The sequence below is a fragment of the Cupriavidus sp. UBA2010 genome (genome assembly GCF_002335265.1).
GTDB lineage: Bacteria > Pseudomonadota > Gammaproteobacteria > Burkholderiales > Burkholderiaceae > Cupriavidus > Cupriavidus metallidurans.
The window spans coordinates 43,528-56,217 of sequence record NZ_DDCI01000012.1 but is presented as its reverse complement, the minus strand read 5'-3'; the positions used below and the strand labels follow the sequence as shown (position 1 = coordinate 56,217).

12 protein-coding genes are annotated in these 12,690 nt (G+C 62.7%); 2 read left to right on the top strand and 10 right to left on the bottom strand.

What is annotated here, in order from left to right:
* The first annotated feature begins 222 nt into the window (after positions 1–222).
* Positions 223–657, top strand: a complete 435-nt coding sequence (locus B2246_RS07600; protein WP_286882172.1) for an Rrf2 family transcriptional regulator — start codon at positions 223–225, stop codon at positions 655–657.
* A 63-nt stretch (positions 658–720) separates the two neighbouring features.
* The gene (locus B2246_RS07595; RefSeq protein ID WP_286882173.1) at positions 721–1,332 is read left to right on the top strand and encodes an NAD(P)-dependent oxidoreductase; all 612 of its coding nucleotides are present in this window, start codon (positions 721–723) and stop codon (positions 1,330–1,332) included.
* 127 nt (positions 1,333–1,459) lie between these two features.
* Here B2246_RS07595 and B2246_RS07590 read toward each other — a convergent pair whose 3' ends face one another.
* The 10 genes from B2246_RS07590 to B2246_RS07545 form a co-directional block, all read right to left on the bottom strand.
* Entirely contained in the window at positions 1,460–2,029 is a 570-nt protein-coding gene (locus tag B2246_RS07590; protein WP_008643777.1) for a phosphoribosyltransferase, read from the bottom strand.
* A gap of 125 nt (positions 2,030–2,154) precedes the next feature.
* Positions 2,155–3,498, bottom strand: coding sequence for an adenylosuccinate synthase (locus B2246_RS07585; RefSeq protein ID WP_008643776.1), 1,344 nt, complete (start codon positions 3,496–3,498; stop codon positions 2,155–2,157).
* A 179-nt stretch (positions 3,499–3,677) separates the two neighbouring features.
* The gene (locus B2246_RS07580; protein WP_008643775.1) at positions 3,678–4,829 is read right to left on the bottom strand and encodes an ATP phosphoribosyltransferase regulatory subunit; all 1,152 of its coding nucleotides are present in this window, start codon (positions 4,827–4,829) and stop codon (positions 3,678–3,680) included.
* A 121-nt stretch (positions 4,830–4,950) separates the two neighbouring features.
* A complete protein-coding gene (gene hflC / locus B2246_RS07575) occupies positions 4,951–5,853 on the bottom strand; it encodes a protease modulator HflC (RefSeq protein WP_008643774.1) in 903 nt (300 codons plus the stop codon).
* A gap of 11 nt (positions 5,854–5,864) precedes the next feature.
* Positions 5,865–7,208, bottom strand: a complete 1,344-nt coding sequence (gene hflK / locus B2246_RS07570; protein WP_008643773.1) for an FtsH protease activity modulator HflK — start codon at positions 7,206–7,208, stop codon at positions 5,865–5,867.
* A 105-nt stretch (positions 7,209–7,313) separates the two neighbouring features.
* Positions 7,314–8,549, bottom strand: a complete 1,236-nt coding sequence (gene hflX, locus B2246_RS07565; protein WP_008643771.1) for a GTPase HflX — start codon at positions 8,547–8,549, stop codon at positions 7,314–7,316.
* A gap of 223 nt (positions 8,550–8,772) precedes the next feature.
* Positions 8,773–9,012 carry an RNA chaperone Hfq gene (gene hfq / locus B2246_RS07560; RefSeq protein ID WP_008643769.1) on the bottom strand — a complete coding sequence of 80 codons (240 nt, stop codon included), beginning with the start codon at positions 9,010–9,012 and terminating at the stop codon, positions 8,773–8,775.
* 208 nt (positions 9,013–9,220) lie between these two features.
* Positions 9,221–10,564, bottom strand: coding sequence for a ribosome biogenesis GTPase Der (der, locus tag B2246_RS07555; RefSeq protein WP_008643768.1), 1,344 nt, complete (start codon positions 10,562–10,564; stop codon positions 9,221–9,223).
* Between the two features lie 231 nt (positions 10,565–10,795).
* Positions 10,796–11,947, bottom strand: coding sequence for an outer membrane protein assembly factor BamB (gene bamB, locus B2246_RS07550; protein ID WP_008643765.1), 1,152 nt, complete (start codon positions 11,945–11,947; stop codon positions 10,796–10,798).
* Positions 11,948–11,980: 33 nt separating this feature from the next.
* Positions 11,981–12,613: a YfgM family protein gene (locus tag B2246_RS07545; RefSeq protein WP_008643763.1), complete on the bottom strand. Its 633-nt coding sequence runs from the start codon at positions 12,611–12,613 to the stop codon at positions 11,981–11,983.
* Between the last annotated feature and the right edge of the window lie 77 nt (positions 12,614–12,690).

Genomic DNA, 12,690 nt, shown 5'->3' with positions numbered 1-12,690 from the left:
GTTTTTGCATCGCCGAATCCTTCAAATCTCGTTCCTCTCTTTTGTTCACTCTCTCTATGGCGCAAAGCCGTGGATGAGTGTATCAGCTTCAGTGCCGATTCCGGCATTATCTCGCCACTCTCGTAGCATCCATCACGAAAAACACGCGGTATTGCCACGCCAACTCGTCGCTTGACGCGCCGGCGATATGTAACTACCATAGTTTCACATTGAAATTTCCGTATGAGCACCAGTAGCCGGTTTGCCGTCGCCGTTCACATCCTCACCCTGCTCGCGCAGGCTGAGGGTCCGGTGCCGTCGTCGATGATCGCCAGCAGTGTGGGAACCAACCCCGCACTCATCCGGCGCATGATCGGCGCGCTCACCGAGGCGGGCTTCGTCACCACGACAATGGGCAGCACCGGCGGCGCGATGCTTGCGCGACCCGCCAGCCAGATCACATTGCTCGAGGTGTTTCACGCCACGGAGACCACCGCGCTGATCACGCTGCACCAAAGCGCGCCGAATCCAGCTTGCCTGGTAGGTCGCGAGATCACCGGCGCTCTGCAGGTGGTTGCCGATCGGGCGCAAGCCGCTATGGATGCCACGCTCTCGGAAATCACGATTGCCAGCATGCTCGGCGAAGTCGAACATGCCGCCCGGCGCCGCAAGCGCTGATTTTTTTGCCCGGATATGTAACCACATTGGTTTCATATCAACCACTTCCGAGAGGATACGACCATGAAGATCGCCATCATCGGCGCTACCGGCAACGTAGGTACGCGTCTGACCGACGAAGCACTCCGCCGCGGCCATGCCGTCACCGCAATCGCCCGCCAGGCGTCGAAACTGCCATCACGTGACGGCGTCACCACCCGCGACGCCGATGTCGCCGACGCCAAGGCACTGGCTGATGCCGTGCGTGGCAACGACGTCGTCATCAGCACCGTCCGGTTTCTGCAAGCCACGGCGGCACAGATCACAGATGCGGCCAAGACGGCTGGTATCAAGCGCCTGCTGGTAGTGGGCGGTGCGGGCAGCCTCTACGTGGCGCCAGGCGTGCAACTCATCGATACGCCGGAGTTTCCGGACCTGTACAAGGCAGAGGCATCCGCAGGCCGTGATTTCCTGAACGCCCTGCGCGGCGAATCTCAGCTCGACTGGACGTTCCTGTCACCGTCGGCACTGTTCACGCCTGGCGAGCGCACGGGCAAGTTCCGCCTCGGCAAGGAAGATCTGCTTGTCGCCGCTGACGGCAAAAGCTGGATTTCGATGGAGGACTATGCCATCGCGATGCTCGATGAGATCGAGCAGCCAAAGCATGTGCGGGAGCGATTCACGGTTGGGTATTGAATTCACCCGCGACAATCACCCGTCTCCCATTCATGAGAGACGGGTTGGGGGCACGGGTCGACCGCGCGAACCCCAATGCTCTCCGAGCCCTGCCCTCCCGCACTTGCGGGAGGAGGGACGGCGGCCTTCAGGCCGCCGAATCGTCTTCCTGCAGGCTGGCGCGCTTGCCGCGCTTGAGCCAGGCAGCAAGGTTATGCGGACGCAGCGTGTCGTACTCCTCGAACGGCTGGTGGATCCAGGGGTTCGAAGGCAGGAACGTCACGTGGTAATCGGGTGTTACCTTGGAGCAGGCCTTGTACCAGAGCACGGCCGAACGCACATCCGTCACCTCGGGATAGCGCTCCTTCAGGTGGCGCCCCACGCGCTCCAGCGTGACACCCGAGTCAACGAGGTCGTCGACCAGCAGGATCCTGCCGGACAGATTGCCACGCGTCATCGTGATGTACTGCGCGATATCGAGTTCGCCCTGCTGCGTGCCCGCCGCCTCGCGGTACGAACTCGTGGCCAGGATCGCCAGCGGCACATCGAAGATGCGCGACATCTGGTCGCCCACGCGCAGGCCGCCGCGCGCCAGACACAGGATCTGGTCGAACTTCCAGCCCGACTCGTGCACGTTCAGCGCCAGACGCGCGATCAGGCGATGATATTCATCCCACGAGACCCACAGGTTCTCGTCATCATTGATTGGCAGGTTCATGGCGTCTTTTCTTGTATCGATGGCCAATGGATAAAGCATCGGCCCGCATATCGCGGGCCGAGGACTATCTGTGAGGCCGTGGCGCTCGTGGCGCCACGATCATGCTCACTGGGTAATGCAGGCGGTCAGGCGACCTGGTACGGATGACGCAGCAGAATCGTCTCGTCGCGGTCCGGACCGGTCGACACCATGTCGATCGGAATGCCGACCACTTCCTCGATTCGCTTCAGGTAAACGCGCGCCGCTTCGGGCAGCGCATCCCAGGTCTTCACGCCAAAGGTCGATTCGTTCCAGCCCGGGAACTCTTCATACACCGGCACGCAAGCGGCCACGGCATCCGAGCCACGCGGCAGGATATCGACGCGCTTGCCGTCGAGCTCGTAGCCCACGCACAGCTTGATCGTTTCCAGACCATCGAGCACGTCCAGCTTGGTCATGCACAGACCGGACACACCGTTGATCTGCACCGAGCGCTTCAGCGCAGCGGCATCGAGCCAGCCGGTACGGCGCGGACGGCCGGTCACGGAACCGAATTCCTTGCCGACGTTGGCCAGGCGCACGCCCACGGCATCCTGACGGGCAGGGTTGTCGTTGTCGTACAGCTCGCTCGGGAACGGACCAGCGCCAACGCGCGTGCAGTACGCCTTGGTGATGCCGAGGATGTAGTTAAGGCGACCCGGGCCCACGCCCGCGCCGGCCGCAGCGGCGCCGGCCACGCAGTTGCTCGAGGTCACGAACGGATAGGTGCCATGATCCACGTCGAGCAGCGTGCCTTGCGCGCCTTCGAACATCAGGTTGTTGCCTGCCGCATTCACGGCGTACAACTCGGCCGACACATCCGCCACCATCGGCTTCAGGCGCGGCGCGAATGCCAGCGATTCGTCCAGGATCTGCTGATAGTCGACGGCTTCGGCGCCGAGGTACTGGGTCAGCATGAAGTTGTGGAACTCGACGTTCTCGCGCAGACGTTCAGCGAAGTGCTTCGGATCGAACAGGTCCTGCACACGCAGCGCGCGGCGAGCCACCTTGTCTTCGTATGCCGGGCCGATGCCGCGTCCCGTCGTGCCGATCTTGGCGGCGCCGCGGCGGGCTTCACGTGCCTTGTCGATGGCCACGTGGTACGGCAGGATCAGCGTCGCGGCTTCGGAAATACGCAGGCGATTCTGCACCTGCAGGCCGGCAGACTCGAGCTCTTCGATTTCGCGGAACAGCGCCTCAGGCGACAACACCACACCGTTGCCGATATAGCAGATGGTGCTTTCGCGCATGATCCCCGACGGGATCAGTCGCAGAATGGTCTTCTTGCCGCCGATGATGAGCGTATGGCCAGCGTTGTGGCCGCCCTGGAACCGCACCACACCTTTAGCATGATCGGTAAGCCAATCGACGATTTTCCCTTTGCCTTCGTCACCCCATTGGGTTCCGATCACGACGACATTGCGTCCCTGGCCTACTGCGGATGCGGACATGTTGAATTGGTCAGAAGGTTAAAAACGTATTCTACTCTCGTTGTTCTACGGTTCCCGGTTTTCGGGCACGCGTATGACAGACGATTGTTGTCCAATGCGGGCGATTACAGCCCACCACGGGCATCAAACGTCATCTGAGAGCACCAAAAACGGCCGGCTCGCACGTCCGGCCAGGAATTTCAGCGAGGCACCACCACCCAGTTTGCGCCCTGGCGCTGCAGTTGCCGGTCGCAATTGAACTCGTCGAGTTCATGCGTGTGGCCCGGCAACGACTGGATCACGATCTCCCCATTTGCACGCAGCGCGGTAATGGCGGAACGCAGCGCCGGATCGGCATCCCACGGCGCGAAGATCGCCTGGGCGCGCACCTCGACAGGCGACAACGCCGCCACTTCGCGCAGATCCAGCGAAAAGCCCGTGGCCGGACGAGCGCGACCAAAGGCCTCGCCCACCTTGTCATAGCGGCCGCCACGCGCCACATAGTTCGGCAAACCAGAAACATAGGCCGTGAACATCACGCCACTGTGATAGTGGTAACCGCGCAAATCGGACAGATCGATGTTCACACTCGCATTGCTCACCTGCGCGGCAAGCGCAGCAAGCTCGTCCAGCGCACGGCCAATGGCCGGACTGGCAGGCAGCGTGACGCGGGCGCGCTCAATGACTTCGACACCGCCGTACAGCGTCGGCAGCGCCAGCAGCGCGTTCCGCTCCGTGTCGGGCAGGCCTTGGGTCAATTCGCGCAGGGCCGGCACATCCTTGGTTTCGAGCGCCGCAAACATCGCCTCTTCGATCTGGCGAATCGACGGCAACGCCGCGAGCAGCGCCTCGAGAATACCGGCGTGGCACAGGTCCAGACGAATATCCGACAGACCAGCCACCTGCAACGCAGCCAGCATCAGTTCCTGGATCTCGACGTCGGCTTCCAACCCGGCGTGGCCGTAGATCTCGGCGCCGATCTGGATCGGCTCGCGCGTCGCATTGAAACCCGCCGGGCGCGCGTGAAGCACATTGCCCGCATAGCACAGGCGCGTCACGCCCGGGCGGTTCAACAAGTGCGCATCGATGCGAGCCACTTGCGGCGTGATGTCCGCGCGAAGGCCCAGCGTGCGGCCCGAAAGCTGGTCCACCAGCTTCAGCGTGCGCAGATCCAGGTCGTGCCCGGTACCGGTCAGCAACGACTCCAGGTACTCGAGCATCGGTGGCATGACCAGCTCATAGCCATAGGTGCGGAACAGGTCCAGCATTCGGCGACGCAGTTCTTCAATCTTGCGCGCTTCCGACGGCAGGACATCGGCAATGTTTTCGGGCAGGAGCCAGCGGTTGGACATGGGGAATCTCTTCTATCAAAAACACAGGCGGGAAAGGTTCATGCCCTCCAGCCGGACAAAACCCCGGAATATCCGGGGTTCTGTCGAATCACGCGATCAGGCGCCTGGTGCGCCATCCACGCTACTTCTTGCCGCCTGACGGGGCCGGCGCGGTGTTGCCACCCGGCGAACGCATATAGCGGAAGAAGTCCGAATTGGGCTCCAGCACCATCACGTTGCCCTTGTCGCGGAACGTGTTGCGGTAGGCCTCCATGCTGCGCCAGAACTGGGCGAAGCTCGGATCCTTGCCGAAGGCATCGGCATAGATCTGCGAAGCCTTGGCATCGCCCTCACCCTTGACCACCTGCGCATCACGATAAGCCTCGGCCAACACCACCTCACGCTGGCGATCAGCATCGGCCCGGATTTTCTCACCTTCCGCGGCGCCAGTCGAACGCAGTTCGTTGGCCACGCGCTTGCGCTCGGCCTCCATGCGTCGATAGACCGACTCGCTGATGGCCGGCAGCAGATCCACACGCTTCAGGCGCACATCGATGATCTCGACACCCACCGACTGCGCGTACTCCGCCATGCCGCCCCGGATGTTCTGCATGACCTGCTCGCGCTGGCCCGCCACCACATCCGCCACGGTGCGCTTGCCGAACTCTTCACGCGCCACGGCGTCGATACGCTGCGTCATGCGGTCCTGCGCGCCGCGCAGGTTGCCACCAAACGCCACGAAGAATTTGCGCGGATCGGTGATGCGCCACTTCACGAACCAGTCCACCACCATCGACTTCTTCTCGGCGGTCAGGAAACGCTCGCTGGCTGCAACATCGATCGTCTGCAGACGACGATCCATGAACACTACGTTCTGCAACGGTGGCGGCAGCTTGAAATGCAGACCGGGCTCACGCACGACCTGCTTGATTTCGCCGAAAGCGAAGACGACGGCGTACTGGCGCTGGTCGACCACGAACAGCATCGACGAAGCGACGGCCAGCAGGACAAACAGGCCAATGACAAAGGAAATCAGTCGATTCATGACGGGTCTCCTTAGCGAATGTCGCGGTCGCGATTGCGCATCGACTCACGTGACCGGATATCCGGTGTGGTCGCATCCGGTACCGCCGGCGCATTCGTGCCCGCCGCTGCCGAGGACGGCGCGGCGGACGAGCCCGGCACCTGTGTCATCAGCTTGTCCAGCGGCAGATACAGCAGGTTGTTGCCCGACTTGGCATCGACAAGAATCTTGTTCGAATTGGCGTAGATCTGCTGCATGGTCTCCAGATAAATACGGTCACGCGTGACCTGCGGTGCCTTGGCATACTCGGTCTGCACCGAGCGGAAGCGCGCCGCGTCACCTTCGGCCTGCGCCACCACACGGGAACGATAGGCCTCCGATTCTTCCTTCAGGCGGGCCGCCGCGCCCTTGGCGCGCGGAATGATGTCGTTCGCATAGGCCTGACCTTCGCTGATCGCGCGCTCGCGATCCTGGCTCGCCTTGTTGACGTCGTCGAATGCGGCCTGCACCTGCTCGGGCGGCTGCACGCTCTGAACGTTGACGGAAATCACGCGGATACCAGTCTTGTAGGCCGTGAGGATCGACTGGATCGACTTGGCCAGCGATTGGGCAATCTGCTCGCGATTCTCGTAGAGCACCGCATCCATCTTGTTGCGGCCGACGATCTCACGCACCGACGTCTCCGCGGCCTGCGTCACGAGTTCTTCGTCACCACCGCGGTCGGTCTTGTTGAAGAACAGGAATTCGCTGGCGTCCTGGATGTCGTATTGCACCGTGAACCGGACGTCGATGATGTTCTCGTCCTGCGTCAGCATCGACGAGTCCTTCAGGTTGCTGTCCTTGATCGACGTGGCACGACCGACCTCGACCGAACGCACGGCCGACAGGTTTACCACTTCGGCCGACTGGATCGGCCATGGCATACGCCAGTTGATGCCGGGACCGGTGGAGTACTTGAACTTGCCGAACTGCAGGATCACAGCGGTCTGCCCTTCCTGCACCATGAAGAAACCGCTGGCCAGCCAGATGCCGATCACGGCGGCGATGATCACACCGATACCGACATTCGAGCCCTTGCCCGATGGACGCGGGCCGCTGCCGAAGCCCTGGCCACCACCGCCGTTGTCCTTGCGGCCCAGCAGGCCGTTCAGGCGGCGATTGAAGTCGCGCCAGAGCTCGTCGAGATCGGGCGGGCCGTCCTGAGGGCGCTGGTTTTGCTGGCGGCTATTGTCCTTGTCTTCATCGTCCTGTCCGTTGCGGCCCCAGCGGGGGTCGTTCAGCGAGAAGATGGCGCGCAGGCGCGGCCAGCGCGCAAACCGCAGGGCGCGGCTGCCTGGCACGATGTGCGGGTCAGGATTCCGAGGGAACAGGGGCATGAAGAGCACGGGTCCGGGAAGTTTGGATCAGAGGGATTCTAGCAGCCATCTTGATCACTTTTGCCCAGAATCCCCAATTGGGCGGGGATTCTCGTTCAAAAACGATCAATTGGCACCTTGCTGGTGGGTATCTGGTTCGTCATCGACGTCCCACGGCTCCCCATCCTGGGCGGGCTGCAGCCCTTCCAGCCTTGGATCATAAGGGGCCGGGGCCTCCGGCCGCGACGACAGCCACTGGGCCATCTCGACGATGGCCTCGCGGAGACCGTCCAGCCCCAGGCCATCCCGGGCGGAGACGAACACCTTCGTTGGAACACCGTCTTCGTCGCGCTCGATACGGGGGCCGAGTTCGAGCAACTCAGGTGCCGCATCGATCTTGTTCATGACCACGATCTGCGGAATGTCCGAGGCGTCGATCTCGGCGAGTACACGATTGACCTGTTCAATCTGCTCGTGGCGCACCGGACTCGATGCGTCGACCACATGCAGGAGCAGGTCGGCATGCACGGTCTCGTCGAGCGTGGCGCGGAACGCCGCCACGAGTTGTGTCGGCAGATCCCGGATGAACCCGACAGTGTCGGACAGCACCACATTGCCGAATCCGTCGAGAAACAGGCGGCGCGAGGTCGTATCGAGCGTGGCAAAAAGCTGATCGGCCGCATAGGCCCGCGCCTTGGTCAGCGCATTGAACAGCGTCGACTTGCCGGCGTTCGTATATCCGACCAGCGAGATACTGAGCGTGTCATTACGGGCGCGGGCGCGGCGCTGGGTATGGTGCTGGCGCTGCAGGCGCGCCAGATCGGACTTGAGCCGTTTGGCGCGATCATCGAGCATCCGCCGGTCCAGTTCGAGCTGTCGCTCGCCAGGGCCGCCGCGCATCCCGATACCACCCTTCTGCCGCTCCAGGTGGCTCCACGCGCGAACCAGGCGCGACGCCTGGTACTGCACCTGCGCCAGTTCCACCTGCACCTTGCCGACGTGGCTCTGTGCGCGCTGACCAAAGATATCCAGGATCAGACCGGTTCGGTCGATCACATGGCGCCCCAGGAATCGCTCCAGGTTACGCTGCTGGGCAGGACTCAAGGCGTGGTTGAACACCACCACATCGGCATCCAGCGCGTCAGCGGCCTGCCGCAGTTCCTCGGCCTTGCCGGAACCAATGAACAGCGCCGGATCGGGGCGCGAACGCTTGCCGGTCAGCGTGTGCACAGGCACCGAGCCGGCCGTGGTCGTCAACAGCGCCAGTTCGGAAAGGCTTTCCTGGAAGTCATGCTTGCCGAAGTCGACGCCAACCAGGATGGCGCGGGTCGGTTCGGTTTGGGAGGTAGCTCTGGGTTGCAAGCGGGTGGACGCAGTGCGCCGAAGGAATCGTGGTTAAGACAAAATCTGGCCGCGCTGGCGCAGCCTGCAGCCCCCGGACGCCGTGAGGCTCGGGACAGGTTCAGGTTGCAAGCGGGAAGCGGCGGATGGGTTCGCCCGTTCCGGGCGGAAAAGACGGCTGATGAGCCGAGGCACGCGATGCGACGGCCGCACGGAGATGCGGCCGCCCATGGGAGAGGAAAAATCAGCTCTCGGGAGAATCATCCACGCGGAAATTGACGGCGCGCGCCGGCACGACGGTGGAAATCGCATGCTTGTAAACCATCTGCGTCACAGTGTTACGCAGCAGGACGACGTACTGGTCGAACGACTCGATATTGCCTTGCAGCTTGATGCCATTGACGAGGTAGATGGAAACTGGCACATGCTCTTTGCGCAGCGCATTCAGGAACGGGTCTTGTAGCAATTGCCCTTTGTTGCTCATGGCACACTCCAAATTTATAGATTTAGTGATGGATCATGGGGACGAAAATCCCCGGTTCAAGCCAGTTGGCGCAAGATGCGCCAAAAAAAGATCAAAAACGGTACCAGGCTGGCATCTACGAGCAGGGTTTCCCCGCTACCGTGAATTTAGCCGCAGTTCCAAACGAACGCAAACGAAACTTGGCGGCAAAACCTGTCCCTTTTCCTGGTCAATCCTTCGAGTCGGCGTACGGGTTTTTGTTCGTACGAAATTCGATCCGAAGCGGTGTTCCCTTGAGTTTGAACGCCGTGCGGAAGCGGTTCTCGAGGTAGCGCCGGTACGCGTCGGTCACGCCGGACAGCGCATTCCCGTGCACAACGATGATCGGTGGATTTGAACCACCCTGGTGCGCGTAGCGCAGTTTCGGACGGGACACACCCACGCGCTTCGGCTGCTGGAACTCCACCGCTTCCTGGAGCACCCGCGTGATCTGCGGTGTCGGAAGCTTGATCATCGCGGCGGCGTATGCGTCGTCCACCGAGCGCAGCAGCGCGCCAATGCCGGTGCGCTCGCGGGCGGATACGAAGTGGAGGTTCGCGAAGCTCAGGAACTGCAGCTTGCGCTCGAGGTCGTGTTTGACCCGATCGCGCTGATGGCCGTCCAGGCCATCCCACTTGTTCACGCCCACCACCAACGCCCTGCCCGACTCCACAATGAAGCCGGCGATATGCGCGTCTTGCTCGGAAATATCCTGCTGGGCATCCAGCAGCAGCACCACCACGTTGGCGTCCGCGATCGACTGCAGCGTCTTGACCACCGAGAACTTCTCGATCGCTTCGAACACCTTGCCGCGCTTGCGCAGGCCAGCCGTGTCAATCAGCGTGTATGGCTTGCCGCCGCGCTCGAACTCCACATAGATCGCGTCGCGCGTGGTACCCGGCATATCGAAGGCAATCACGCGCTCTTCGCCGATCAGGGTGTTCACGAGCGTGGACTTGCCGACATTCGGGCGGCCAACGATGGCGATCTTGACGCCGTGCTGACCGGCATCTTCCTGATCGGCCAACTCCGGACGCTCCTGAACGGCCAGGTCAAGGGCTTCATCGACCAGTTCGTGCACGCCGTCGCCATGCGTCGATGAGATCGCGTACGGGTCACCCATGCCGAGTTCATAGAAATCCGCGGCCACCGAGGTGTACTTCATGCCCTCGGCCTTGTTGATCGCCAGCATCACGCGACGACCTGTCTTGCGGAGGTAATCCGCGATGACACGGTCCTGCGGCGCCAGCCCCAGGCGACCATCGACAAGGAAGATGACGACATCCGCTTCCACCACGGCCTGGCGCGTCTGCTTGGCCATTTCGGCCACGATGCCTTCCTTGGCCACCGGCTCGAACCCCCCGGTATCGATCACGATGAAGGGGCGATCGCCGATACGGCCCTCGCCGTAATGGCGGTCCCGTGTCAGGCCCGGCAAATCGGCGACGAGCGCGTCGCGCGAGCGGGTCATGCGATTGAATAGCGTCGACTTCCCTACATTGGGCCGGCCGACGAGTGCGATAACTGGTTTCATTCAATAAACGGAAACAGGGGGAGGCTTTCGCCGTCCCCCAGCTATTCCGGAGTCATGTTGATCCGACAACCACCGTGCCTATGCACGTCTGGCCGCTTTTCCTGTCGGCGGAACCGGAGCCTTGGGCCCGATTCCGCAGTTGTTGGCACGACCAGGGATCATGCTACCGGATTGGCGCCGCCCGCGCGACAGGGGCACGGGCGGCCTTGGGTGCGTTACGTGCGCTGGCGATCAGTCCGGCACGAAGCCGTAAATATCGCCATCGCGGGTCTGGACCACCAGGGTCTGACCGGCCATGACCGGCGCTGCGGTAACCGCGCTGCCGTCGGTCTTCATACGGGCCAGGATCTTGCCGTCTTCGCGCGACAGGAAGTGAACGAAGCCCTCGAAGTCGCCCACCACCACCGAGCGGCCCACGGCCACGGGCGCGCCGAGACTACGATACCGCAGCTCAGTGTTCTTCCAGCGTTCATTACCGTTCTGGCGATCGAACGCGTACACCGCCGACGTCTCGTCGCTGGCATACAGCGACGTATCATCCTGTGCCAGCCCGCTCGGCGACGAGAAATCCTTGCCCCATTGCGGCTGGCCGTTGGTCAGTTCCAGGCACGACACGCGCCCCTGGAACGTCGTCGCGCACACCTGGCGACCATTAACGGCCGGCATGCCGGTCACATCGTTCAGACGCTCGATCTCCGAGACGCCCTTCGGGTACGACACGGTGCTTTCCCACCGTAGCGCGCCATTGGCCGGGGCAAGCACGCCGAGCTTGCCGCCCGGGAAGCCGGTGACGATGCCGTCGCCGGCGAACACCATGCCCATGGCGGCACGCAGGTTCAGCGGGGTCTGCGTGCGCTGATAGATCCAGCGCCGCTCGCCCGTCGTGGCATCCATGCCAATCAGGCGCGTATCGGTGGTACGAACGACCACCAGACCGTTGCCAACCAGCGGAGCCGACAGCACCTCGCCGTTGACTTGCTTCTTCCAGATCTGCTTGCCGCTGGCGTCGAACGCGTAGATCGCACCCTTTTCACCCGCCACGGCCGTTACCGTACCGTCGGTGCCGGGACCGGACGTCAAGTCCAGATCCGTCTTCGCCTTCCAGCGCGTCTGACCGGTTGCGCCATCGAGCGCCAGCACGGTGCCGCCGTTCGACGACACATAAACCGTATTACCCGACGCCACCGGCGACATCACGTACGGGCCACCCTTGCCCACGTCGGCCTTCCAGGCCTGCTTGACCGACAGCGTCGCTGCAATCGGCTTCAGCTCCGTGGGCGGATGCTTGTTTTCCTTGCTGAACAGCGAGCAGCCTGCCAGCAGGCCGAGGCAGGTGCCGGCAACGATCGTGCGGGTGGCAGCTACGCGAAGCAATGACGTCATACGGTGCAATCCTTAGTGAGGAACTGGGGCCGCTCAGGCCGCGCCCAGCGCATCGAGTTTGAACTGGATGATCTGGCGCATGGCCGCCTCACCGCTGCCGAGCTTGTCGAGCGCGCTGCGATAGGCGGTACGCGCTTCCTCGCGCTTGTCCTGGGCGGCCAGCAGATCGCCACGACGGTCTGCGAACAGCGCAGCGTAAGGCGCGGCCGGCTCGTCCTTCAGTAGCGCCAGACCCTGGTCATAGGCCTTCTCGTCCAGCAGCACGCCAGCCATGCGCACACGGGCCAGCGGCGCGTAGTCGTCACCGCCATGGTCGATCGCCCACTGGAGCTGGGTCTTGGCGCCAGCCAGATCACCGGCTTCGTACAGCACCTTGGCCGCAACCAACGCGCTCATCGGGCCATAGGCGGTACGACCAAACTTCTCTTCGAGGTCGGTAGCGGCGCGCTTCACGCGGTCGGCGTCGCGGCTTTCCGCAGCCTTGGTGACCTGCTCATACAGCATCGACGCATCGCGCGCCTGGACACGCTGCCAGTAACCCCAACCACTCCAGGCAGCCAACCCGAGCAAGATGACAATCAACGCCCAGGTGACAGCGTTGCCATACTGTTTCCACCAGGCCTTGAGACTCTCAAGCTGTTCCTGTTCTTCTAGATCGTAAGCCATGTCGAGGCAGTTACCTGCTTAGGTTGAATATAACCGGCCGCCGTCAGGGACAACGACCGGGTGCTGCGATAGGGAAC